Below are 25,401 nucleotides of genomic sequence, written 5' to 3'. Positions count from 1 at the left end.
TCACCAGGACCGGCGAGGACTGGCCAGAGCCACCCCGGGCACATGGACCGTCAGCCGCCCGTCGTCGGACACCGCGAACAGCCGGCCGGCGTACGAGGCCAGCGCGGTCACGGCGGGGAAGGCGCCGACGGGCCGGAACGCGGTGTCGGTGGTGACAGGGGGACGCTCGAGCAGACCGTCGGGACCCGCCGCGTACAGCCGGGCGTCGAGCACGGTGAGGCAGCCCGCCTTATCGGCGCCGCCCAGCACCGTCCAGGGCCCGTTCGGGTCGGCGGCCGGACACTGGTGGAGCGTGTCGTCGTGGCCCGTCACCGCGAAGAGGGTGTTGTCGCACATCGCCAGCGCCGACGTCCCGGCCGGGACCCGGCCGATCGGCGACCACGGGGCGGCACCCGCCGTCGGTTCCCGGGTGAGCAGCCGGTCGTCGTCGTCCACGGCGAGCAGCGCCAGCGGCACCGCACCGGATGCCTCACGCGGCGCCGCGAGACACCGGAGCACCGGCTGCGGTCCGGGCACGTCCGCGCAGGGGGACCAGGGCAGGTTCTGGTCGGACGGCTCGCGCTGCAGCAGTGTGGAGCCGTCCGCGCCGACGGCGAACAGCAGACCCTCGCACGCGGCCAGTGCCCGGAGCCCCTCGGCCGGCCCGGCGCTGTGCCAGCCGGGTCCCGGCGAGACGCCCGAGAGACGGTCGAGGACATTGCGGGTGACGCGGTCCACCTGCGGATCGCTCAGCGCGCGGCCCCAGTTGATGGTGGCCGTGTTGAACACGGTCCCCGCCCCGGAGGAGAACACACCGAGCGTGGCCCAGCCGCCCTGGCCGTAGGCCCGCCAGTGACGCAGGTCGGCCGTGGCGAGCACGGCGAAGGACCGCGGGGTCCCGTCACGTCCGCTCGGCCGGGGCACCCCCGCCGACCAGTCCAGTTCGCAGGCGTCCGTCTCGTAACCGAGCGCGCCGCGTGCGAAGGAGTCGCCGTCGCGCAGTCCGGTGCCCTCGAACACCCAGTGGTCGGCGAAGCGCACCGTGTACGCCTCGCGTCCCATGACCCGCATCCCCTCGCCCCAGGCGCCCGCCCCGGCCCGGAAACTGACCCCGGTCATCCGGTTCTCGGGCCGGTCGACGGGAGCGCTCGACCACTCGACGGTCGTCAGCCGGGGATCGAGGGAGGCCATCGGGTCGGCGGTCGCGTCCCGGTGGCACACCATCGTCGTGCCGCCGTCCTCCAGACGGATCTGCCACCACGCGGTGTTCCCGGCGAAGACCGCCAGATTGCCGCCCCGGCGCACGAAGGACTCCACGGTGTCGCGCATGCCCGCGGTCCAGTACTCGTCGTGCCCGTTGACGACCAGCAGCCGGTACGCGGACAGCAGTTCGTCCCCGTCGTGCAGGTCGAGGGCGGAGCAGACGTCGACCCGGTACCCCGCGCGGGGCAGCCAGCGAAGCAGCGGCTCCTCCCACCGCTCGGGAGGCGGCCCGCCACCGGGGTCGGTGAACCGCACCCGGGCGGCCCGGTGGGGCTGTTCCGCGTAGTAGATGCTGCGCCCGGCCTGGCCCGCGCGGTGGTAGGCCCGCCAGGTCGGGAACGGTACGGAGACGAGGATCCGGGAGTCCGTGCCGGGCCGCTCGGCCCGCACCGCGAACCACACCTCGTGCTCGGCGTCGCGTTCGGGCTCCGGTTCCTCCGGACGATCGTCGTGGAAAGCGGCCCGGTAGAGCGAACTGGGCCAGGCGGCGGGGACGTCCAGCGTCCAGCGGGTTCCGTGCACCGGCGCCCGGAGCACGTCCCGCCCGGCGACGACGTCGGTGACGACCACGTGTCCGCGCAGCGGGCCGCCGTCCCCGGCCGCCACCGTGAACAGGAGCGTGCCGCCCTGCGCGCACGAGGTGGCGCCCGCCGACGCCACGGGACGGGGTACCGGTGCGGCGCGGCCGGTCATCGTCCCGCTCCCCGGGCGGCGAGCAGCCCGGCCAGTTCGTCCACGCGCGGCGGGGAACCGGACGCGGACGCGACGACGACGTCCTCGATGGCGCGCAGGTGGGCGTGGACGGCGTCGGGCGGCAGATAGGCGGTGTCGGCGGTCAGCGTGACCGTGAGGGCGCGGTCGTCGCCCGTCACGTGCAGGCAGTACCGGCAGGCGACCCGGTCCTGCGTGGCCGGGAAGTCGAGCACGGTGTGCCGGCTCAGTGCGGCGAGTGCGTCGGCTCCCGGCGCGTGCCCGGCGGGAACGGGCCGCTCCGCCAGGCGCATGTCGTTGAAGCAGCAGTAGGGGTGGACATCGGTGCCGCGTTCCCGGGTCGCCCGTTCCAGCAGGGCGTCCCAGGCCGTGGGGTCGTAGGCGGCCGCCCGGTATCCGGCGAGCGCCGCGGGCCAGGCCAGGGCGAGCAGGTCGGTGAAGTCCGCGTCCGGGCCCGCGTCGTCCACCGGAAGCACGAACAGGGCGTCCTGCGACATGGTGCTGAGGAGCGTGCGGTGCTCGGGCACGGCCCGGTTTCCGGCGATCGGCATGACGGCGGCGACGCGGTGCCCCTGGCCTGCTGCCACCAGGGCGGCCGCCGCGGTCAACAGCACGGTCGAGCCGCTGACATGACGCTCGGCGGCGAGCGCGTCGACGGCGGGCGGCAGCGCGCGGGAGACGAGCCGTCCCGTCCAGAACCGCGGAGTGCGCGGCACGGCGACCGGGGTCGGGAACATGGTGGGCGGGGCGAGGCGCAGCCCGTTCTCCCAGTGCGCGAGCGCGGCGCGGCCCGCGCGCAGCCCGGCCGGCGACTGCTGGTGCGCGGCGAGTGCGAACGGGGTCGTGGGAGGCGCGGATCCCGCGGAGCCGCGCCGTACCAGCAACCGCAGGTCGCGTACGAGGAGTTCGGCTCCGTGGCCGTCGGCGGCCAGGTGGCACACGGCCAGTACTACATGCGTGATCCGCTGCCCCTGCCGTACGGCGCCCACGCGCAGCGGCCACTCCCCGGCGTAGTCGAACCGGTCGGAAAGCAGCGCGTCCTGCAAGGCCGACGCGGCTCGCTCCGCGTCCTCGGCGTCGGTGACGTCGCGCACGGTCACGTCCAGAGCGCCCGTCGCGTGCAGCTGCTGGTGCGGGCCGTCCTCGTGCCCGGTCGTCACCCGGGTGCGCAACGCCTCGTGGCGTACCAGCAGGGAGCGAACCGCTTCGGCCAGGCGCGGCACGGTGACCGGGGTACCGCGGTCGGCGAGCGGCAGTACCCGGCCGATGTTGAAGTAGTGGTCGTTGGGGGCGGTGCGCCCGATGGCGTTCCAGATGGCCCGCTGCCCCCAGGTCAGCGGGCTCGTGCCCGAGGTGTCGGCCGCGAAAGGAACGGTGAGGACCGTGTCCCGCGCCGTGGCGGGGGTCACCGCGTCCCCCGCATCGTCAACTCCTCGACGTGCACGGCGAGTCCCGGAAGGCCCTCGGTGTGCAGCGCCCGGTCGCCGAGGTCGATCAGGATGCCGTACTCGCTCTCCAGGCTGTCCGCGAGTCGCAGCAGAGCCAGCGAGGTGACGCCCAGCGCGGCCAGGGGTTCGGTCGAACCGACGATCTCCTCGGCCGTGACCCGGTCGTCCGTGGCCCGTGCGACGAGTTCGGCGAGCCGGGCGACGTCCGGCGTGGTCGCGCTCACCGGGTGCCGCCGTGCGCGGCGGCCGAGTCTCCGGCCAGCCGACGGCGTACGCTCAGCGGCCGGATGTCCGGCCACACCGCGTCGACGTGGGCGGCGCATTCCTCCTCGGTTCCGTGGAAGCCCTCCTCGCGCCAGCCGGCGGGCAGCGGTGTGCCGTCGGGCCACAGCGCGTGCTGTTCCTCGTCGTTGACGGCCACGAGATAGCGGTCGGGTCGGCTCATGGGGTCTGCTCCTTGCGCAGCGCGGTGACGGCGGAACTGACGCCGTGCACGGTCGGGGTGTCGAAGAAGACGTCCAGAGGGACGTCCACGCCGAGGGCCCGGTGGATCCGGGCGGCGATGGCGGTGATCGTCAGCGAGTGCCCGCCGAGGTCGAACAGGTCCTCGTCGGGGCCCAGATCGTCCAGCTCCAGCACCGCGCGCCAGATGTCCAGGACCGCCTGGGTGACGGCGTCCTGTCCGGCGTCGCGGCCGCTGTCCCCGCCGGGTGCGGTCCGCGGCAGGACGGGCTCGGGCAGAGCCGCCCGGTCCAGCTTGCCGTTCGGGGTCAGCGGAAAGGCGTCGAGTGCGGTGCAGGTGGCGGGGAGCGCCGCCGCGGGGAGGGATGCGGCCAGATGGGCGCGCAGGTCGGCGGCCGAGGGGGCGGCCGGTCCCGAGAGGACGACGTAGGCGGCGAGCCACTGCCGGCCCGGGTCGCCGCGGACGGTGACCACGGCCTGGGCGACGTCGGGGTGGGCTGCCAGCCGGGTCTCGATCTCGCCGAGTTCGATGCGGTGACCGCGCAGCTTGATCTGCGTGTCGTCGCGGCCGAGGTGGACCAGGCTCCCGTCGGGCAGCCGGCGCACCACGTCACCGGTGCGGTAGAGGCGGCTGCCGGGCGGGCCGAACGGGTCGGGCACGAACCGCCGGGCGGTCAGCCCGGGCCTGCGGACGTATCCGTGGGCCACGCCGGTGCCGCCGAGGAAGAGTTCCCCCGGCAGCCCGTCCGGCACGATCCGCATCCCGGCGTCGAGGACGTAGGCCCGGGTGTTGGCCAGCGGCCGCCCGATCCGGACCCGGCCGTCGGTGGCCCGGACGGGTTCGGCCAGCGTGGACCACACCGTCGTCTCCGTGGGGCCGTACACGTTCAGGAGCCGCTCGCTCACCTCGGCAAGCTCCGTGGCGAGGTCGTCGGGCAGGGCCTCGCCGCCGGTCAGCGCCGTCAGGCCGGTCGCGATGTCGGCGAGGCCCGCGTCGAGCAGCATCCGCCAGCCGCTCGGGGTGGCCTGGACGTGCGTGATCCCCTGGTTCTTGACGAGGTCGAGCAGGAGCGGTCCGTCCCGGTGCGCCCCTTCGGGCACCAGGACGACGCTGCCTCCGGTGGTCAGGGGGAGCAGCAGTTCGACCACGCAGATGTCGAAGGACAGGGAGGTCAGCGCGAGCCACCGGTTCCCGGGGGCGGAGCCCAGGTGGTCGCGGAGCGCGCCGAGCACGTTCGCGAGCGCGGCGTGCGGGACCTCCACGCCCTTGGGGCGGCCGGTCGATCCCGAGGTGTACAGGACGTAGGCGGGGTCCGAGGGCGCGGGCGGTGGCAGCGCGGCCGGACGGAGGCCGGGGGCGGCGAGGTCGGCCGGGCCCAGCTCGTCGGGACCGGCGGGCAGCGCGGTGACGCAGAGGGCCGGCCGGGCGTCGGCGCGCAGGAACTCCAGACGCTGGGAAGGGTAGTCCGGGTCGAGGGGCAGGTAGGCGGCGCCGCAGGCGAGGACGGCGAGGACCGTGACGAGTTGGTCGGTGCCGCGCGGCAGGGCGATGCCGACGAGGGTGCCGGGGTCCGCGCCCCGAGCGCGCAGGACGGCCGCCGCGCGGGCGACCCGGTCGGCGAGTTCGCCGTAGGTCAGGGTGGCGGCGCCGGAGACGACCGCCACGGCGCCGGGCCGGGTGCGGGCCGCCTCGGCGAACAGCTCGGGCACGGTGCGTCGGGCGAGACCGGGGCGCGGGGCGTCGGTGGCGAGGTGGGCGGCGGTCTCCGCGTCGGTGAGCAGCGGCAGTTCGCCGAGCGGGGTGGCCGGGTCGGTGAGCGCGCCGTCGAGGAGCGTCGTCCAGTGCCCCGCGATGCGCCGCACGGCGTCGGCCGTCAGGGCGTCGGAGCGGAACTGAAGGCTCGTGAGGACCTCGCTGCCCGTGTCCACCCACTGCGCGTGCAACAGATTGCGGGCGGTGCCGCAGAAGCCGGTCCAGCGGACGTCCGCGCGGACCTGGGGACCGAAGTCGGGGCGGCCGTCGTGCGGGCGGCGCCGGTAGCTGACGGAGAGCGGGGTGAGGGCGGTGCGCGGGGTCAGACCGCGCACGCACCGGCCCAGCGGCACGTCCCGGTGGGCGTAGAGCGCGCGCAGTCCGGCTCGCACCGACTGGGACCAGGTCGCGAACGGTGTGTGCGGGCTCCAAGTGCTGGACAGGGGCAGCTCGTTGACGGCGAGCCCCACGGCCACGGGGGTGCCGGGGCGGCGCAGCGACAGTTCGACCGAGGTGACCGGGGCGGGGTCGCCGTAGCGGGCGAGGAGGGCGTGCCAGGAGGCGGTGAGCAGTTCGAAGCGGGTGATGCCGAGTCTGCGGGCGACGCCGTCCAGGCGGGCGGCGCGGTCGGCGCCGAGGGCGAAGGCGACCTCGGCGCCGGGCGCGGGTTGCGTCCCCGCTCCGGGTACGGCCGCGAGTCCGGGAAGCCGTGGGAGGTCGGGCTCCTGCCAGCGCGGAGCCCAGAACGCCTCGGCGTCGGCGACGGCCCGCGCGGCGGGCTCGGCGTGCGGGGGTGTGCCGGCAGGAGCGGACGGTTCGCCCCGGTAGGCGGCGGCGAGATCGGCGACCAGCCGCTCCTTGGACTCCCCGTCGAACGCGAGGTGGTGCACCGTCAGCGACAGGACGTGCCGGGCGGGGGCGAGTGCGACCAGGACGAAGCGGTGCACGGGGCCGGCCGCCAGGTCGAAGGGGCGCGACCGCTCGTCCGCCAGGAACGCGTCGAGCCCGTCCTCGGCGCACGCGGCCCGCCGGGGCGTGCCCGCGGGGACGGGACGAGGGTCGCCCTCCGGCCCGAACCCGGTGGTGAGCGCCGGGTGATGGGCGGCGACGGCGGCGCAGGCCCGCAGCAGCCGGTCGGGGTCGAGCGGGCCGGCCAGGTCGACGGTCACGGCGAGGTGGTACGCGGCGTCGGCGGCCAGGGCCCGTTCGGTGAGCCAGACACCGTGCTGGGCCGGGCTCAGGGCCGTGCTGACGCGGCGGGACGACTGGGTCACGGGTGCACCTCGCGGTGGTCGGGGGTGAGGATGCGGCGCAGGTCGCGCTTGAGGACCTTGCCGGCCTCGTTGCGGGGCAGTTCGGAACGGAAGACGACGGTGTCGGGCAGTTCGTGGGCGGCCAGCCGGTCGAGGAGGAAAGCACGCAGCGCGGCGGCGGTCAGCTCCCCTTCGGCGACGACCACGGCGGCGACGACGCTGCCGAGCACGGGGTGCGGGACGCCGACGGCCGCCGCGTCCAGCACCCGCGGGTGGGCGTGCAGGGCGTCCTCGACCTGGAGCGTGGACACCTTGTGGGCCCCGGACTTGATGACGTCGCGCTCCCGGTCGAGCAGGTGCAGGAACCCCTCCTCGTCGAGCCGGCCCAGGTCGCCCATCCGCACCCAGCGGCCCGCGAACACCTCGCTGTCGGGCTCGCCCAGGTAGGCGCGGGGCACGGCGGGGCTGCGCAGCCACAGCTCGCCCGGCTCACCGGGCGCCGCCGGGCGGCCGTCCGGCGTGGTGACCCTGAGGTCGGCGAGCGAGGCGGGGCGCCCCGGGGAGGCGGGCCGGGCCGGGTCGAACAGCAGGGTGATCTGGGCGGGCGCCGCCTCGGTCGAGGTGTAGTAGTTGACGACCTGCGCGCGGGCGAAGGCACGGGCCAGGCCCAGGGCGACCGGCTGCGGCAGCGCGGCGGCCGTCGAACCGACCAGCCGCACGCCGTCCAGGGCGCCCGCCGCTCCGGCGGCGAGGGCGGGAGAGGCGAGGAGTTCGATGGCCATGGCGGGGACGACGAAGACGCTGCCGACCCGGTGTTCGGTGAGCAGCCGCAGGAAGCGGGACGGCGTGAAATGGGGTGCGGTGACGCAGGCGGCGTGCGCGTTCACCGCGTTGACCAGCATGGTCTGGCCGGCGTTGGTGCCGACGGGGAAAGCGTGCAGGAACGCCTCGGAGTGGCGCAGGGGGCGGCGACGGTCGTCCAGCGTGCAGCCGTGCGTCAGGTTGGCGTGGCGGGCGGTGACGCCTTTGGGGGCGCCCGTGGTGCCGGAGGTGTAGAGGATCTGGGCGAGGTCGTCGGGCGCCGGGGCGGGCAGGCCGTCCGGGGCGGTGTGCCCGGCGGCGTCCCGCTCGGTCAGTGCGGTGACCCCGGCGGGTGCGGCCGGACCGTCGGCGCCGCGCAGCAGAAAGCGGGCCCCGGCGTCGCGCAGGACGTGGTCGACGGCGGCCGGTGCCGCGCGGTCGGACAGCGGCACCGCCACCCCGCCGGCGCGGAGCACGGCGAGGAACGCCACGGCGTACTCGTTCCACTGCGCGGTGCCGTGGTGCAGGGCGACCCGGTCGCCGGGCCGCAGCCCCGCACCGCGCAGCGCGGCGGCGAGGGCGCCCGAACGGGCCTGCCAGGAAGCGAAGTCGAGCCGCTCCGCGCCCGTGATCAGCGCGGTGCGCTCCCCGTGGGCGAGGGCCCGCCGCTCCAGCAGCTCCGGCAGCGTACGAGGGGCGGGGTTCACGGCCTGCCCCCGTTCGCGCGGCGGGCGGCGGCGAGGCGGGCCCGCTCGCGCAGCCCCACCAGGTCGTCCGGTTCCGCGTCGGGCACGTCCCGGTCGAAGCGGGCGAGGACCGGCAGGCGCAGGCCGAGCGCGACCAGGCCCAGCATCGCGCAGCCGAACAGCACGTACATCAGGGCGATCCCGCGGCCGGGTCCGGTACCGATGAGCGGGCCGAAGACCGGGGCCAGCGCTCCGCCCGGTTCCATCAGCGGGCCGAAGAGCTTCGAGCCGAGCGGGGCGATGACGCCGTGCCCGAGCGGCAGCGTGGACCAGGCGACCAGTGTGTTCAGGGCGAAGACGCGGCCGTGGAAACGCTGGGGGACCTTCACCTGGACGATCGCCGCGTAGACGCCGTTGACCAGGGACAGAGCGAAGGACATGCCGAACGCGCCGGCGGCGATCACCCACAGGCTCTGGTGCAGTCCCGTGACCGCCCCGGCCAGCGCGAGGAGCGAGGCGAGGGCGAGCATGCCGCGCAGCCGGTGGCGCCGGGGGCCGCCCCAGAAACCCATGAGGATCCCGCCGATGACGGCTCCGGCGCCCCCCGCGACGGCGACCCGCGCCGCGCCCTGGAGATCGTCGAAGGCGAGCACCAGGGGGGTGACCAGCAGGAACAGCGGTGACAGGAACACGTTCAGACCGGCGAACCACAGGAGCATGGCGCGGAAGCCGCGGTTGCGCCAGGTGTGTCCGAAGCCGTGCCGGATCTCGGCGACCAGCGACTCGCGCCGCGTCCACGGCAGACTGCGCGGGAAGCGGACCGCGAGGAGGACACCGAGGGCGAGGGCGTAGCTGGCCACGTCGATGACGAGGATGCCGCTCAGGCCGATCGCCGCCATCAGGGCCACGGCCGCGAGCGGCACCACGAACTGGGCGGTGCCGAAGGCGAGTTGCACGATGCCGTTGGCGTGTCCGAGGTATCGCTTGGGGACGAGCTGCGGCACGGCGGAGGCGTAGGCCAGCCGCTGGAAGGTCAGCGCCACGGAGAGGACGCCCAGCAGGACGTACACCTCCCAGGACTGGAGGCGGTCGGTGAGCAGCAGCGTCAGCAGGCCCGCCTGGGTCGCGCAGGCGGCGGCGTCTCCGGCGAGCAGCATCCGGCGCCGGTCGAAGCGGTCGACGAGGGCTCCGGCCACGGGCCCGACGAGGATGCCGGGCACCATCGCCACCACGGCGTAGAGCGCGTACCGGGTCAAAGAGCCGGTGTGGACGAGGATCCACAGCGGCAGCGCGAACTCGGTGAGCGCGGAGCCGGTGATCGACACCAGCTGCCCGCCCGCCACCACCAGGAACCGGCGCATGCTCGGCTCCGGGGCGGAACGCTCGCGGGCCCGGAGCCTGCGGGCGGGCGGCGGTCCCGTCTCCTCGGGGGCCTGTACGGGCATCAGCGGCTCGGCGTCGGGATCGGCACCGGTGTCGGTGCCCGGGCGTGCGCCCGCAGGGCCCGTGTCGCCGTGGAGCCACCAGGAGGCCGTCGGGGCGGCGTCCGGGAGGTCGTCGGCGCGCTCGGCGAGGAGGGCCGGGTGCACGGTGGTCACGATGTCGGCGACCTCGGCGGCCCGGTACTTGAGGAAGAAGTGCCCGCCCTGGTCGAGCACGGTCACGGCCGAGCGCTCCGCGAGGAGCAGCCACTCGCGGTACCGCTCCTGGTAGAAGTCGGCGGCCGGGTCGCGGTCGCCGACGACGGAGACGAGCGGGGCACGCAGGCGCGGCGCACCCGCCGAGGACTCGGCGAGGGCCCGGGTGAACCAGTCCTCGGCGGCCTTGGTGTCCTTGCGCATGTTGCCGATGATGAACGCGGCCTGCTCCGGGTCGAGGTCGGCGGTGTTCACCCCGAGCCCGGTGAGCCAGTTGACATAGGCCCGGTCTCCCACCAGCGCGTCCAGGGAGGCGAGGCGGCTGAGGCTGGTGAGCACCCGGCCGCGGGGCCGCGCGAAAGGGAACTGGGCGCCGGTGTAGACGGCTTCCAGCGGTACGCCGGCGGTCTCCAGGCGCCGGGCGACGCAGACGGCGAGCGCGGACCCGACGGCGCAGTGCCCGTACAGGACGACCGGACCCTCGATCCGTTCCTCGATCTCGGCGGTCAGCCGTCCGGCCAGTTCGTCGAAGGGGACGTGGTCCTCGGTCAGGCCGACGTCGTGGCCGGGGAAGGCGAGGGCCCACAGCTCGACGTCGTCGGGCAGCGCGTCGGCGAGCGGCTGGTAGACGACGGCGCTGCCGCCGCCGTAGGGGACGCAGACGTAGCTGCGGACGCGGCGGCCCGCGGGCACGGCGGGGGTGAGCCGGTGCAGGAGGGGGCGGTCGCCCGCGGCGGCGGTGTCCTCGGCCAGGGCCGCGAGGTCGCGGACCGTGCGGTGGGTGAACAGGTCCATGACGCTGACCGGGCGGGCGCCCGCCTCGGTCAGCCGGGTCCTGGCGCGGGCGACGACCTGGGTCGCGAGCAGCGAGTGCCCGCCGAGCTCGAAGAAGTCCTCGTCGGCGCCGACCTCGGTGAGGCCGAGCACCTCGCCCCAGACGGTCGCGAGGATCCGCTCGGCGGGGGTGGCGGGTCCGGCGGCGTCCGCCGCCCGCCTGACCTGCGGAGCGGGCAGGGCGCGGCGGTCCAGTTTGCCGTTGGGCGTGAGCGGGAGGGCGGGGACCGCGGCGAACGCGGCCGGCACCTGGTGCTCCGGCAGCGTCCGCTTGAGTGCCGCGCGCAGCCGGGCGGGGTCCGGCTCCTCGGCGTCGGCGGCCGGGACGACGTAGCCGACGAGGCGCCGGTCGCCGGGCCGGTCCTCGCGCAGGACGACCGCCGCGTCCGCGATGCCGTCCAGGGCGCGCAGGGCGGCCTCGGTCTCCCCGGGCTCGATGCGCAGTCCGCGCAGTTTGATCTGCTGGTCGATGCGGCCCAGGTGTTCGAGTGCGCCATCGGGCCTGCGGCGGGCCAGATCGCCGGTGCGGTAGAGGCGCGAGCCGGGCGGGCCGAACGGGTCGGGGACGAACCGGGCGGCGGTCAGTCCGGGGCGGCGGTGGTAGCCGAGGGCGACGGGCGTCCCTCCGATGTGGAGTTCGCCCGGCGCGCCGGGCGGCACCGGACGCAGCGCCTGATCGAGCACGTACAGGCGGGTGTTGTCGATCGGCAGCCCGATCGGCACGGTCGTCAGCGGGCCGTCGCACTCCCACGCGGAGACGTCCACGGCGGCCTCGGTCGGCCCGTACAGGTTGGCGAGCGCGCAGTGCGGCAGGCGGCGGCGCAGCTCGCGGGCGGCGCCCGGGGTGAGGGACTCGCCGCTGCTGATGACGCGGCGCAGCGAGGTGCAGCGCTCGATGCCGTCCTCGGTGAGGAACGCGGTCAGCATGGCGGGGACGAAGTGGGCGACGGTGACGCCCGCGTCGGCGACGAGATCGCGCAGGTAGCCGCTGTCCTTCTGGCCGCCGGGTTTGGCGAGGACGATGCGGGCGCCGGTCGTCAGCGGCCAGAAGAACTCCCACACCGACACGTCGAACCCGATGGGGGTCTTCTGCAGGACGGCGTCGTCGGCGCCGATCCGGTAGGCGTCCTGCATCCACTGGATGCGGTGGGCGATGGCGGCGTGGGTGTTGGGGACGCCCTTGGGGCGGCCCGTGGAGCCCGAGGTGTAGATCAGATAGGCGGTGTCGTCGGGTGCGGGCGGGACGGGCCGGGTGCGGGTGCGGGCGGGTTCGGCGGGGTCGTCGAGGAGGACGACGTGGGCGGTGCAGCCGTCGGGGACGGGCAGTCCGCGCTGGGTGAGCAGGACGGTGGCGCCGCTGTCGGCCAGGAGGAAGGCGGTGCGTTCGGCGGGGTAGCCCGGGTCCAGAGGGACGTAACCGGCTCCGGCGCGCAGGACGCCGAGGAGCCCGGCGACGAGTTCGGGCGAGCGCTCCGCGCTGACCGCGACCAGGCTGCCGGGTCCGACGCCCTCGGCGGTCAGGCGGGCGGCGATCCGGTCGGCGAGGGCGTCGAGGCGGCGGTAGGTGAGCGCGGGCCGCCCCTCGGTGCTGACGGCGGTCGCGTCCGGGGTGCGGGCGATCTGTTCCGCGACGAGCGCGGTCAGGGTGGTGGGGGCCCGGTCGACGCTCCGGCCCTGGAAGTCCAGCGCCTCGAAGTCGCGTTCCTCGGAGGTGGGTTCGGCCATGGCCGACAGCGGGGTGTCCGGGGCGTCGGCAGCGGCGTGCAGGAGCCGGCCGAGGTGGCCGGCGAGGAGGGCGACGTCGTCCTCGGCGAAGAGATCGGTGTTGTAGTTGAAGGAGCCGCGCAGTCCGTCCGGCCATTCCTGGAGGAAGAGTTCGATGTCGAACCGCGTGCCGCTGGCGCGCACCCCGAAGGGTTCCACGGTGAGCGGCAGCCGGGTCGCCGTGTCGCGCTGGGTGGCGTAGTTCTGCACGGCGAGGACGGCCTGGAACACCGGCGGCCGGGCGACGTCCCTGGGGACCTTCAGCTCGCTGACGAGCTGGGCGAACGGCAGGTCCTGGTGGGCGTAGGCGTCGAGGCACACGTCGCGGGTGCGGCGCAGCAGCTCGGCGAAGGTGGGGTCGCCGTGCAGCCGCGCGGGGAACGGCAGCACGTTGACGAACATGCCGACCAGCGGCTCCAGTTCGGGCTCGGGGCGGCCCGCGACGGGGGAGCCGACGGCGAAGTCCCGGCGGCCGCTGTAGCGGGCGAGCAGCACCTGGAACGCCGCCATGAGCACCATGTGCACCGTCGCGTCGTGCCGCCGGCCGAGAGCGGCGAGCCGGTCGAGGAGGGCCCGGTCCACCCCGAAGGCGTACCCGGCGCCGTCGAAGGTCTGGCGCGGGGGGCGCGGCCGGGAGCAGGCGAGTTCCAGCGGCTCGGTCCCGGCCAGTTCGCGGGCCCAGTGCGCGACCTCGGCGGCGAGCCGGTCGCCGCTGAGACGCTCGCGCTGCCACAGGGCGAAGTCGCCGTAGCTGACCGCCAGTTCGGGCAGCGGGTCGCCGTCTCCGGCCGCCCGTGCCGCGTAGCCGCGCAGGATCTCGTCGAGCAGCACCTCGCTGGACCAGCCGTCGCTGACGCTGTGGTGCACGACGAGGACGAGTACGTGGTCGTCGGCGTCCGCGAGGGTGATGAGCAGGGCCCGCAGCAGTGGTCCGTGCTCCAGGTCGAACGGCTCCGCCGCCGCCTGGTCCACGAGATGCTCGGCCGCCGCCTCGCCGGCGGCGGTGCTGCGGGCCAGCGCGACCGGGGCGGGCGGGTCGATGACGAGCAGCGGGCGGCCGTCGTCGGTGGCGGGATAGCGGGAGCGCAGTGTCTCGTGCCGGGCGACGCTCGCGTCCAGGGCGGCGCCGAGGGCGGTCACGTCGAGGGCGCCGCGCAGCCGGCGCACCACCGGGATGTTGTAGGCGGCGGTGCCGGGGGCGAACTGCTCCATGAACCAGAGCCGTTCCTGCGCGAACGACAAGGGGACGGGGGTGCCGGGTGCGCGGCGCGGCACGGTCGTGGTGCGCGCGGTGGAGCGGGCTGCGAGCCTGCGGCGCAGCAGTTCCTGCTTGGTGGCCGACAGACGCGGCGCGGGCGGGTCCGTGGGGACGGTGGTGTCGGCGCTCATGCGAGGGTCCCGTGTCCTTCTGTTGCGTCCTGGTCGGCGAGGAGCTGGACCGCCGCCGTCTCCGACAGCGCGTCGATCTCCTCGGCCAGGGCGTTCTCCACGGCCTGGGCGAAGGCCGCGACGGTGCGGTGGGTGAACAGGGTGCGCAGGGGGACGGCGAGGTCGACGGCGGCACGGACGCGGGCCACCACGCGGGTGGCCAGCAGCGAGTGGCCGCCCAGGTCGAAGAAGTCGTCGTGCGCTCCGACGGGGCCCGTGCCGAGGACCTCCCGCCAGACGTCCGCGACGAGCTCCTCGGCGTCGGTGCGCGGGGCGACGTACGCGCGGCGCGACGCGGGGGCGCCGGGGTCGGGCAGCGCCGCCCGGTCGATCTTGCCGTGCGCGGTGAGGGGCAGCCGGTCGAGGACCACGACCGGGTGCGGGACCAGGTGGGCGGGGAGGACCGCCGACAGGGCGGCGCGCAGGTCGTCCGGGTGCGGGGCGGGGGCGTCCGGAGATGCGGCGACGTGGGCGACGAGGCGGTCGCCGCGCGCGCTCACCACGGCCTCGCCGACGCCGGGCAGGGCGCGCAGCGCGGACTCCACCTCGCCGGGCTCGACCCGGAAGCCGCGCACCTTGACCTGCTGGTCGATGCGGCCGAGGAACTCCAGCTGCCCGTCCGGGCGGCTGCGTACCAGGTCCCCGGTCCGGTAGCGGCGCGCTCCGGGCGGGCCCTCGGGGTCGGGGACGAAGGAGCGCGCGGTCTGTCCGGGCCGCCCGAGATAGCCGACGGTGACGCCGGGCCCGCCGATGACGAGCTCGCCCGGGGTGCCGGGCGGCACGGCGCCGACGTGGCGGTCGAGCACGGCGACGGTCGTGGCGCCGATGGGGCGGCCGATCGGCGGCCGGTCCGCGGGCCCGCCATCGGTGAGCGTGGCCGTGGTGGCGATGACCGTCGTCTCGGTCGGTCCGTAGGAGTTCACCAGCCGTAGCCCGTCGCCGAAGCGGGTCCGCCAGACGGCGACCTGGGCGGCGAGCACCTGGTCGCCGCCCAGGATCACGAGCCGCAGCGTGGTGGGCCAGGGCGTCGTGTCGAGGTCGGCGACGAGCTGGTGCCAGTACGGCGTGGACAGGTCGAGGACGGTGATGCCCGCCGCGTACGGCTCGGCGAGCTGATCGGGCAGTGCGGTGCCGGCGGGAGCGGTCACGAGGACGGCGCCCGCGGCCAGTGCCGGGAAGATCTCCTCGGCGCTGGTGTCGAAGGACAGCGAGGCGCTGTGCAGGACGCGGTCCGCCGGTCCGAGACCGTAGCCGCCGGTCATCCAGGCGACCCGGGACGCGAGATTGCGCTGGGTCACGAGGACGCCCTTGGGCGTTCCGGTGGAGCCGGACGTGTAGATCACGTAGGCCGGGTCGTCGGGGGAGGCGCCGTTCTCGGCGAGTGGAGCGCAGGCGGCCGGAATCTCCGGGTCGGCGGCCACGACGGGGACCTGTGTGACGACCCCGGGCGGGGCCGTGCCGTCCGGGGTGACGACCAGGGCGGCTCCGCTGTCGCGCAGCATGAAGTCGATCCGCCGGGCGGGGTACTGCGGGTCGATCGGCACGTAACCGGCGCCGAGACGCCAGATCGCCAGCATCGCCACGACGGCCATCGGCCCCCGGGGCACGCAGAGCGCGACGAGGTCGCCCCGGCCCGCGCCGCGCGCTGCCAGCCGGGCAGCCAATGCGCGCGCTCCGTCATGCAGTTGACGACGGGTGAACGAGGCGTCGGGCCCGATCAGCGCCGGGGCGTCGGGGGCTTCGCCCGCCATCCGGTCGATCCGCTCGGGAACGGTCGTCGCGAACGGGTCGAGCGCCGGTCCGGCAGCTTGCGCGCCCAGCGTCGCCCGCTCGTCGGCATCCATGACCGGCAGCAGGTGCACGGGTGTGCCGGGCGCCGCGATCGCGGCGCGCAGCAGCAGTTCGAAGCGGGCGGCGAGCCGGGTGAGCTGCTCGCCGGTCAGCAGGTCGGCCCGGCGGCCGAAGACGGCGTGCAGGTCCTCGCCATGGGGGCGGATGTCCAAGGTGAGTTCGAACTTCGCCGCGGTGTGCCCGCCGTCGCCCTCCTCGCAGATCAGGTCGTCGAACGGGTGGGAGCCGAGCGCGCCCCCGCTCTGCGTGTGCACCGTCAGCAGCGTCTGGAAGACGGGTGTGCGGCTCGTGTCGCGCTCGGTGCCCAGATCCTCGGTGAGCCGTTCGAAGGGGACGCGGCCGTGGGTCAGGGCGCGCATCCAGTCGCCGCGGATCCGGCGCAGTGTCGCGTCGAAGGTCGGCGCCCCGCCGAAGTCGGCACGCAGCACCAGTGTGGAGGAGAAGTAGCCGACCGTGCGCTCGCTGTCGACGGTCGTGCGAGCCGCGGTGGGCACGCCCACGCAGAAGTCGTCCTGCCCGGTGCAGCGGTGCAGGAGTGCCTGGTAACCGGCGGCGAGCACCATGAACGGCGTCATGCGACGGGCCCGCGCGAACTCCTCCACGACCGGGGCGAGCCCGCGCAGGATCCGGGTGTGGTAAGCGCCCTCGCTGCCCGGCTCGGCGGGCCGTTCACGGTCGAGCGGCAGACGCAACGGCGTTGCTCCGTGCAGCTGTTGGCGCCAGTGATCGAGGGCCGCCGCGGCTTCCGGGCTGTCGAGCCAGGCCCGTTCGGCGGTGGCGTGCGCCAGGTAGGACGGCGGCTCCGGCACCTGGGCCGGACGGCCCGTGCGATGGGCGGCGTACTCCTCGGCCAGTTCGGCCCGCAGGAGGCCCAGGCTCCAGCCGTCGGCCACGATGTGGTGGAGCACGAGACAGAAGGTGTGGGCCTCCTCCCCCGTGCGCAGGAGAACTGCCCGTACGAGGGGCCCTCGCGCGAGGTCGAAGCTCCTGTTGGTCACCGCGGCGACCTCCGCCGCGACGGTGTCGGCGGGCGCTCCGCGCAGGTCCCGCTCGTCCCACGCGGCGGGTGCCGCGGGACGGACGACGACGTGGGGGCGGCCGTCGACGGACGGGAAACAGCAGCGCAGCGCCTCGTGCCGGGCGACCACCGCGTCCATGGCGGCCCGCAGCGACACCGGCGCGAGCGGACCACTGAGCTCGAGCACGAGAGGGATGTTGTACGCGGGGTCGCCGGGCGCGAACTGGTCGAGGAACCAGAGTCGTTCCTGCCCGACGGAGAGAGCGGAGTCCGCGCCCGCATCACCTGGTTCGCCAGTCTCCGGGACTGCCGCCGGAACCTCCGGGCGATCGGTTCTGTACATGACACTCCTGGCAGCGGGCCGCTGGGATCGGAACATGGCTGGAACTGTGCGTACGTCGCGGCTGCACGCATCGCGAAGAGCGGGGATACCGGTGCCGGGGGGTGGGGCCGGGCGGTGTCGCAGATGTTAGAGAGGCGGCATGCGGTGGGTCAATGGTCTGGACCAGAGTGGCTGCCTGGATCGGGGCGGTGGCAGCGCCACTGCCTGCGCCGACGCGCCCTCCGGGGCGGTCGGCCTGCTGGAGCAACTCTGTTCGCGACGCGACGACTTGGGGGCCGTCGGTGCGCCCGGCCGCGGCGCGCGAGCGGCTCGCCGGAGGCGACTGCGGCTCCGACGGTGAAGTCACTCGCGGGGGAGGGGTGAGGGGCCGGGCCGACCGTACTCGGCCGAATCCTGCGTCTTCGAGCCTGCTCTCCGCGCGGGGCGGCAAGGGGCAGGGCGACGGTGCCCGCGCAGCCGGGTGGTGCGAGGTCGAGAGGTGCCTGAAGGATCGTCAGGCACCTCTCGTCAACTGCTCCACGGCGTCCGTGGGCCGATCGCGCGGAACTCTTCTGGTCCGCGCCGGCCGGTGGCAGCTTGCTCGTGGATCGTCAGGGGCGGCGGTGGTTCAGTAGCGGACCCACAGGACGTAGACGTCGGGCCGCGAGGGGCCGAACGGCTCGCAGAAGTAGAGGGCGCCCCAGATGTTGCGGCCCGCCTGGCCCGCCGCGTTGCATTCGGCGAGAGAAGCGTGGTGGCTGCGGGCGTAGAACCCGGGCGGCGCGGCTTCGGCGGTGGCCGCACCTCCGAGGGCGAGCGCGGATGCGGCTACGACGGTGGCGACGGCAGCGGCGATACGACGGTACATGGCAAGCCCTTCTGAAGGCGCCGGACTTTCGGCGCAGAGCATGTCGATACGTGATGTACGGGTCGTGCTGGCCTTTCCGGTGCATCGGCTGCGCAGCCGTGACGAACCTAGCGGGCAGTCATTGAATGCACAACAGGTCTAGGCCAATCGCTCCGGGCCGGCCGAGTGGGTCCACCTCGTGGTGCTGATCAGTCGGCTGCGGCGCTGCCGGCCGGGGCCCCCGGTGCCCGGCCGTGGGTGCATTCGGGCGGAGGGTTGCGGGTGGTGGCGATCACGGCGTCGAGCCGTTCGCGCGCGGCGACGAGGTCGGTGATCCGCTCGCTGATCCGCGCGCGCTCGCTCTCCAGCTGATCCAGAAGGCCCGGTGCCACCGAGCCGGAGTACACGCAGCGCAGCACCTCCCGCACCGACCTGCTCGGCAGACCGGCGGCGAACAGCTGCTGGATCAGGTGGACCCGGTCGACCGCGGAGTCCGGGTACTGGCGCTGGCCTCCGGCGCTGCGGTCGGCCCGGAGCAGGTCCTGCTCCTCGTAGTAGCGCAGTGCCCGCACGCTCACACCGGACTGACGGGCCACCTCACCGATCCGCATGACTCTTCCTTCCTCCCGGCCGACGTCCCGATTTGCACCTCACGTCAACGTCAGGTTTTAGCGTAGTGGACGTCAGGACATTCCAGCCATTCGCACCAGCAAGGCAGGTCATCATGCGTGCAGCCCGCTACCACGAGTACGGCGGTACGGACACCCTCGTCGTCGAGCAGGCCCCGGACCCGTCGCCCGGTCCCGGTGAGATCCGCATCCGGGTCACGGCGGCCGGCGTCAATCCCGTCGACTGGAAGGTGCGCAACGGCTCGGTGCGCGACTTCCTGCCGGTGGATCTGCCCGCGATCCCGGGGCGCGACGCCGTGGGCCTGGTGGACGCGATCGGTGAGGGCGTCGACTCGGTCGGCATCGGCGACCGCGTCTTCGGCCTGGGCGGGGTGACGGGCGCGACGGCCGAGCTGGCGGTCCTCTCGGCCTGGGCCCCCGCTCCCGCCAACTGGAGCGACGCGGAGGCCGCGGCGGCGGGCCTGGCGTCCGTGACGGCGCTGGGCGGCCTGAAGGCGCTCGGCCCCCTGGAGGGGCGCACCCTGCTGATCGAAGGGGCTGCCGGAGGCGTCGGCGGCGCGGCGGTCGAGATCGCCCGCGCTCTGGGGGCCACCGTGATCGGGACGGCCAGCGAGCGCAACCACGCGTACCTCACCTCCCTCGGCGCCGTTCCCGTCACCTACGGCGCGGGCCTGTCGGAGCGCCTCGCCGTCCTGGCCCCGAACGGGATCGACCTGGTCCTCGACGCCGCCGCTTCCGGCTCCCTGCCCGACCTGGTCGAGATCGCCGGCGGCCCGGACCGCGTGGTGACGGTCGCCGACCACGTGAACGCCCAGCGGCTGGGCGTCCGGGTGGCCAACGCGGTCAACGACTCCACGCTCCTGGCCGAAGCCGCCCGCCTCGGTGGACAGGGCCGCTACGTGCCGCGCATCGAGCAGTCCTACCCCTTGGAGGACATCGCGAAGGCGCACGCCGCCTCCGAGCGCGGACACGTGCGGGGGAAGATCGTGGTGACCGTCTGATCCCGGACGCGTCCGGGCCCGCGAGGCGGAAGCCACCGCGGCGCCCGGACGGCCGGACCGCCGGCCCGTGCCGCTCACTCGGGGACCTGCGCCATGATGTGTCCATGCCTCACGGCGGGGTCAGCCGCAGAGCCACCGTTGCCGCCTCGGCGGCCCAGGTCTTCGAGTACCTGGCACAGCCGGACCACTACGGCCTGGCTCCGTTGGTTGACGCTGAAGACCAGGAACTGCTGCGCACCGGCTTCCGGATGATCCTCACCGCTCGCGGCATCGAGGTCGTGGGCGAGGCCTCCGACGGTGCCCAGGCCGTGGCCGCCGTTCGCGCACTGCAACCCGACGTCGTCCTCGCCTACGAAACCGGACTCGTCGCACCGGGTGACACCCACAGCGCGCCACCCTCAACCGGCGAAGTGCGGCGGGACACCCGAGGCACCCCGCCGCACTGAGGGAACGGCCCCTACTGCGAGACACGCACGTAGTCGACCAGCATCTTCTGCGGGAAGACGGTCGAGGCGTCGGGCGCGCCCGGCCAGTCACCGCCCACCGCGTTGTTGAGGATCATGTAGAAGGGGTGGTCGTAGACCCACGGTCCCTTCGTGGTCTCCAGGGTGGAGCGGGCGACGGTGAAGAAGGCGTTGCCGTCGACCGAGAACGTCATGTGACCGGAGTCCCAGTCCAGCGCGTAGGTGTGGAAGCCTGACGAGAAGTCGCTGCCCGCGACCTGGTACGGCGAGCCGTAGCCGCCCGCACCGTTGTAGGCGGGGGCATGGATCGTCGAGTAGACGGTGTCGGGGACTTTGCCGATGTGCTCCATGATGTCGATCTCGCCGCACGCGGGCCACGGCGTGCCGGTCTTGAAATTCGAACCGAGGAGCCAGAACGCGGGCCACAGCCCTTGCGTGCCGGTCACCTTGATCCGTGACTCGACATGCCCGTACGTGAAGTTGAAGTGATCGGAGGTGTTGATCCGGCCGGAGGTGTACTGGCAGGTGGTCGAGCCGGACAGCGGATCCGTCGGGCAGTTGGACCCCGGTGTGACCTCCTTGCGGGCCTCGATGACGAGGTTCCCCGCGCCGTCCATGGTGGTGTTCTTGCCGTTCGTGTAGTACTCCAGCTCACCGTTGACGCCGGGACCGGTGTCCTGGGTCCACCTGGCCGAGTCCGGGGTGGTGCCGGCCGCAGTGTTGAACTCGTCCTGGAACACGATGTGTTGCGGATTCCCCGGATTCGGGGGGTCGGCGGGCGGGGCGGTCGGGGCGCCACCGGTGCCGAGGATGTCGAAGGTCCACAGGGAGTAGCCGTATGCGGTGCCGCGCGCCGTTCCGTACATTCGCACGTACCGGCCGGTGCCGTTCACGTCCAGGGTCTGCTTGAAGCCCTTGCCCGTGGTGGTCGAGTAGATGTCGGTCCAGTTCGTGTTGTCGGACGACACCTGGATCTTGTACGCGCTGGCGTAGGCCGGGTCCCACTGAAGAACGACCTGCGTGACGTGTGCGCTGGCGCCGAGGTCGACGGTGATCCACTGGGGGTCGCTCCAGCCGCTTCCCGCCGCGGTGGCCCAGCGGGTGGCCGGGTCGTGGTCGACGGCCTTGGCCGGGGTGCAGCCGCCGCACTGGGCGTCGTCCTGCTGGCTGGAGGCAGTGGCGGGCTTCTTGTAGGAGAGGAGGACCGCGTTGCCGCCGTCCGGCGGTGCCGTCCCGGTGGTGAAGACCTGGAACTCCCACAGCGAGTAGCCGTACTGCGTGGCACGGGCGGTCCCGTACATGCGCACGTAACGGCCGGAGCCGGTCAGGGTGAGGAGTTCGGTCGCGCCTGCACCGGTCGAGGTCTGGTAGACGGTGGTCCACGTGGTGCCGTTGTCCGAGACCTGGATCTGGTACGCCTTGCCGCTGGCGGCCTCCCAGCTGAGCTGGACGCCGCAGATGCTCTGCTTCGTCCCCAGATCGACCTGGAGCCACTGCGGGTCCGAAGCGGCGCTGGACCAGCGGGTCCCGTTGTTCCCGTCCACGGCGGCCGATGCCGGGGTGCTACCGTTCTCGGTCGAGGAGGACGTGGCGGACTTGTTCAGCGCGGCGTTGGTGGTCGAGCAGCTGGTGCCACCGCTGCCCGCGGTACCGTACACCTGGAACTCCCACAGCGAGTAGCCGTACTGCGTGGCTCGGGCGCTCGCGTACATGCGCACGTAGCGGCCGGTCCCGTTGACGGTCAGAGTCTGGGTTCCGCCGGTCGCCGCGGTCGTGGAATAGATGTCCGTCCACGTGGTGCCGTCGGTCGACGCCTGGATCTTGTACGCCTTCGCGTAGGCGGCTTCCCAGTTGAGGACCACCTGGCTGACGGTGGCGGTGGAGCCGAGGTCGACCTGAATCCACTGCGAGTCGGACGCGGCGCTGGACCAGCGGGTTGCGTTGTCGCCGTCTACCGCGGCGGAAGCGGGCGTACCGCCGTTCTCGGTGGACGACGCGGTCGCCGGCTTTCCCTGGGACAGCAGTGTGCCGGCGGCCTGGGCGGGCGCCTGGACCACGGCCAGGAGAAGGGTCGCCAACAGCGCGGTGACGAGGGCGAACAGTGGGGTGCGGACGGTTCTTCGGGTCGAGCGGCGTAACGAGTGGTGCGGGGGTCTTCCACTCACGGCGTCTCCTGCGGGTTGGTCGCCGAATGAGAGAGCGCTCTCCGGTCGGACCGATGGTGCGGCGTCCCCGTGAACCCGTCAAGACTTTGAACGGAGTGCGCGGAAGGCACCCCCCGTGTCACAGATCGCGTTCAGGAAATGAAGGTTCGCACGAGGGCCGAGGCCGCTTGCGCCAACGAGGTTTGGGTGCCACCCCGCAGTATCGCCGATGCTGTTGTGCTCGTCGGGCGCTCCGGCTCGGGCTGCTGGCGTCCGCCGACTGCTGCGCCACCAAGGCCGGAGGCCATCAGCCCGCTGGTCAACCGGGCTATGGCTCGTCACGGCCGGGGGATTACGAGGCGGCGTTGGCCGACGGCACCCAGGTCCTGCGGCTTTTCCTGGAGCACCGTGAGCGCCGCAACGAAGCCGACGCCCTTGAAGTCCTGGCACGCACGCACCGCGACACCGGCCGCCTCGACCTCGCCCGCCCGCTTGCCGAAAGGGCACTGGCCACCCGGACGTCGGCGTACCTGGAGGCGCACTGGAGATCACCATCCGCTCCGGATTCCGCCACCAGGAAGCGGATGAAATCAGTGCACTCCAGCCCATTTGCCGAGTGGCAGGCCATCGCGACAGACGCGGCCGCAGGCCGCCATGGCAAACGAGTGAAGCCAGGGTGCTGGGATCCCTCGCCGGCAGTCAGTGATCGAGGTCCGGGAGGGCATGGCTGATGCTCCGGAGCAGGTTCTGTCGTTCGCTGTTGAGGAAAAGGTGACCGCCGGGGAAGATCTCCACCTCGGTCGGGCCAGTGGTCAGTTCCGACCAGGCCTTGACGTGGTCCTCGCTCACCTGAGGGTCTGCGTTGCCGCCGAACGCCGAGACAGCGCAGTTGAGGAGTTCGCCCGGACGGTAGACGTAGCTGGCGAAGAGTGAGAGGTCAGCTCGGAAAGTAGGCAAGATGAAGCTGACAAAGTCTGGATTCTGTAGCAGTTCCTCAGGCGTGCCGTTGAGGCGGCGGAGTTCATTGACCAGTGCATCATCAGAAAGGTCTAGTTCGCTCAGTGACCATGATTCGTGGTGCTGCGGTGCCCGGCAGCCTGACACCATGAGACGAGTCGGCTCAAGTCCCTGCTGGCGCTGGAGTGTCCGCGTGAGCTCCCAGCTGACGATGGCCCCCATGCTGTGGCCAAAGAACGCGAACGGACGGTCCAGGTGGGGCAGTAGTGCGGGGACGAGATCATCCAGCAGTTCGTTCAGATCCGTGATGGGCTGATCGAGGATGCGGTCTTCCCGGCCTGGCAGCTGTACGGCGAAGGCCTCGACCCCGTCCGGGAGTCCGGTGCCCCACTCCCGAAAGACCGAGGTACCGCCTCCGGCGTAGGCAAAGCAGAAGAGCCGAAGGCCACCGGGCTGGGTCCGGCCGGGAATCGGCCGAACCCAGCTCTGCGTCGTTTGCGGGGATGCGGAGTGCATGGGGTTCCGTTCCTACTGGTCGATAAGTGACGTGGACAGCCAGGGGCGGCAGACTCGGGCGTTCACAAGCACCAGGTAGCTGTGCTGAAGGACCAACAGGGTCCGACAGCAGCCTATTTCGCCTATCGGTCCGTCCGGAAGGGAAGCTTCTTCCCTTCTCCGATCACCTGTCGTTATAGTCGCCAGAGGTAGGGAGGTGTTACTGATGAAGAAGCGACTTCGCGGTGTCTGCGCAGGTTTCTGAGCCTGCCTCGCCCATTGTTCAGGGAAAGCAACTGAGCGGGGGAACCAAATAGTTCCCCCGCTCAGCGCAATCCGTCAGACAGTCCTTTGCGGAAGAGCGTCCAGTGACACCGCTCCCAAGCTTGTCGCGGATCCACCGGCGATATTGACCAGTCCGGCCTCGATCGAAGCAGCGAGTACGGCTGGGAGATTCCCCTCGAGATAGTCGCAACTTGCTCCCACGCCGATGAGAAGCCCCTTCCCGGTCGCTACCGCGAGATGGAAGTTCGGCCCGGAGCGCTGGGTGGACGAACGCCACTGGATTCCCGTGTGCAGAGATGATCCTGCGTCAGGCTCGAAGTCCACGTCACCAAGGAAGTTGAAATGCTTGGCGAAAGCAGTTGGGTCTGCCTCCTGTCGCCCCGCTTGCTGCAGGCCGGCTTTGAGGGCGTCGACGTCGTAGCAGCCGTTGACGTAGGCGCTCATGGACTGGAGGTATCCGGATCGCAGATACTCCAGCGGGTCGGCTTCCTCGGCGATCGCGACGGTCACCGGGGCGAACTGGTTGAGTGAACTGACCAGTGGCACCCACCGATCGGTCAGTCGGTTGGCGGCCATCAGCGCGAACGTGACTCGCTCAGTCTGCTTGAGTCGTGCCAGCGCGAGCGCGCCGACGCCGAGCACTACGGACTGAACCGAGATCTTCAGCTGTTTGGAGAGGGCCTGCGCGGCGGTCAGAGCCTCGAGGCTGTACAGGGACGCCCTGCGACGCTCACTGGGGTCGGCCGGATCTCGGTCTGACGGGGCGAGTTGGTCCCAGACCTCGATCCAGTGTCGGATGCTGCGTGAGCCCGACTCTTCCTGCTGCGCCTGTGCCATCTCCAGAGGCTGGACCACCGGGCCGAGCACCCCGCCGTCCAGAAGCCGGCCGAACTGCTCCTCCAAAACCCTCAACGCGCCGTTGTCCGCTGCCACGTGATGGATCACCGTGACCAGGTAGAGCGCATCACCCTGGTAGGTCGTGACGAAAGCGCGCCATGGCAGGTCGGTCTCGATGTCAATGGGTTCGACTGCGGACGTGGCGCCCACTTGGAGGGCAGCCGAGAAGCTGTCCTCGGCAAGCTCCACCACAGCCACCTTGGACGGCCGGTAGGGGTGAACCTTCTGCTTCGGCGTGGGGATACCCAGTTCGTACATGGTCCGCAGCGACTCGTGCGCTTCCACCAACTGCAGCCAGGCGTCCATCACTTGGGCTGCCCCGACACCGAACGGCACTTCCCAGACGCTGACCAGATTGGCGACCGACTGGTGGTCCGGTCCATGCGTCTCCAGCGAGCGCAGGACCGACAGTTGACCGTAGGTCACTGCTCCGGACCGAAGGTCGCTCACCGTTGAACCTCCGGGACTGCCC

General features: G+C 73.0%; 15 protein-coding genes and 1 pseudogene. 2 read left to right on the top strand and 14 right to left on the bottom strand.

The features are described from left to right. The 10 genes from ABT127_RS31065 to ABT127_RS31020 form a co-directional block, all read right to left on the bottom strand. Positions 1-1,935, bottom strand: a complete 1,935-nt coding sequence (locus ABT127_RS31065; protein WP_351457219.1) for a N,N-dimethylformamidase beta subunit family domain-containing protein — start codon at positions 1,933-1,935, stop codon at positions 1-3. Then, the gene (locus tag ABT127_RS31060) at positions 1,932-3,362 is read right to left on the bottom strand and encodes a condensation domain-containing protein (RefSeq protein ID WP_351457216.1); all 1,431 of its coding nucleotides are present in this window, start codon (positions 3,360-3,362) and stop codon (positions 1,932-1,934) included. Before ABT127_RS31060 ends, ABT127_RS31065 begins: the two co-directional genes overlap by 4 nt. Next, positions 3,359-3,625, bottom strand: a complete 267-nt coding sequence (locus ABT127_RS31055; RefSeq protein ID WP_351457213.1) for an acyl carrier protein — start codon at positions 3,623-3,625, stop codon at positions 3,359-3,361. Before ABT127_RS31055 ends, ABT127_RS31060 begins: the two co-directional genes overlap by 4 nt. Then, on the bottom strand, positions 3,622-3,846 hold the full coding sequence (locus tag ABT127_RS31050; protein ID WP_351457211.1) for an MbtH family protein: 225 nt from the start codon (positions 3,844-3,846) through the stop codon (positions 3,622-3,624). Before ABT127_RS31050 ends, ABT127_RS31055 begins: the two co-directional genes overlap by 4 nt. After that, positions 3,843-6,890, bottom strand: a complete 3,048-nt coding sequence (locus ABT127_RS31045) for a non-ribosomal peptide synthetase (protein WP_351457209.1) — start codon at positions 6,888-6,890, stop codon at positions 3,843-3,845. The genes ABT127_RS31050 and ABT127_RS31045 overlap by 4 nt, the downstream gene beginning before the upstream one ends. Beyond that, a complete protein-coding gene (locus tag ABT127_RS31040) occupies positions 6,887-8,377 on the bottom strand; it encodes a class I adenylate-forming enzyme family protein (protein ID WP_351457206.1) in 1,491 nt (496 codons plus the stop codon). The genes ABT127_RS31045 and ABT127_RS31040 overlap by 4 nt, the downstream gene beginning before the upstream one ends. After that, entirely contained in the window at positions 8,374-13,980 is a 5,607-nt protein-coding gene (locus ABT127_RS31035) for a non-ribosomal peptide synthetase/MFS transporter (protein ID WP_351457203.1), read from the bottom strand. The genes ABT127_RS31040 and ABT127_RS31035 overlap by 4 nt, the downstream gene beginning before the upstream one ends. Then, positions 13,977-17,231, bottom strand: a complete 3,255-nt coding sequence (locus tag ABT127_RS31030) for a non-ribosomal peptide synthetase (protein WP_351457200.1) — start codon at positions 17,229-17,231, stop codon at positions 13,977-13,979. The genes ABT127_RS31035 and ABT127_RS31030 overlap by 4 nt, the downstream gene beginning before the upstream one ends. 607 nt (positions 17,232-17,838) lie before the next feature. Continuing rightward, on the bottom strand, positions 17,839-18,078 hold the full coding sequence (locus ABT127_RS31025) for a hypothetical protein (RefSeq protein WP_351457197.1): 240 nt from the start codon (positions 18,076-18,078) through the stop codon (positions 17,839-17,841). Between the two features lie 188 nt (positions 18,079-18,266). Next, positions 18,267-18,668: a MerR family transcriptional regulator gene (locus ABT127_RS31020; protein WP_351457194.1), complete on the bottom strand. Its 402-nt coding sequence runs from the start codon at positions 18,666-18,668 to the stop codon at positions 18,267-18,269. A gap of 113 nt (positions 18,669-18,781) precedes the next feature. Here ABT127_RS31020 and ABT127_RS31015 point away from each other — a divergent pair, with 113 nt between their 5' ends. Continuing rightward, positions 18,782-19,687, top strand: a complete 906-nt coding sequence (locus ABT127_RS31015) for an NADP-dependent oxidoreductase (RefSeq protein WP_351457192.1) — start codon at positions 18,782-18,784, stop codon at positions 19,685-19,687. A 248-nt stretch (positions 19,688-19,935) separates the two neighbouring features. Beyond that, positions 19,936-20,034 (top strand): annotated as a pseudogene (locus ABT127_RS39400) (DNA-binding response regulator); the annotation flags it as partial. 110 nt (positions 20,035-20,144) lie between these two features. Here the strand turns inward: ABT127_RS39400 and ABT127_RS31005 are convergent. From ABT127_RS31005 to ABT127_RS30990, 4 genes are all read right to left on the bottom strand, one after another. Then, positions 20,145-22,229, bottom strand: a complete 2,085-nt coding sequence (locus tag ABT127_RS31005; RefSeq protein ID WP_351457189.1) for a discoidin domain-containing protein — start codon at positions 22,227-22,229, stop codon at positions 20,145-20,147. Positions 22,230-22,633: 404 nt separating this feature from the next. Next, positions 22,634-22,837, bottom strand: a complete 204-nt coding sequence (locus ABT127_RS31000) for a hypothetical protein (protein WP_351457186.1) — start codon at positions 22,835-22,837, stop codon at positions 22,634-22,636. Between the two features lie 157 nt (positions 22,838-22,994). After that, positions 22,995-23,768, bottom strand: coding sequence for a thioesterase II family protein (locus ABT127_RS30995; RefSeq protein ID WP_351457183.1), 774 nt, complete (start codon positions 23,766-23,768; stop codon positions 22,995-22,997). A 318-nt stretch (positions 23,769-24,086) separates the two neighbouring features. Beyond that, positions 24,087-25,379: a condensation domain-containing protein gene (locus tag ABT127_RS30990; RefSeq protein WP_351457181.1), complete on the bottom strand. Its 1,293-nt coding sequence runs from the start codon at positions 25,377-25,379 to the stop codon at positions 24,087-24,089. Positions 25,380-25,401 lie beyond the last annotated feature (22 nt).

The organism is Streptomyces sp. NPDC001904, assembly GCF_040297005.1.
Lineage (GTDB): Bacteria > Actinomycetota > Actinomycetes > Streptomycetales > Streptomycetaceae > Streptomyces.
The sequence above is the reverse complement of the archived record's forward strand: the minus strand, read 5'-3'. Positions and strand labels throughout refer to the sequence as shown.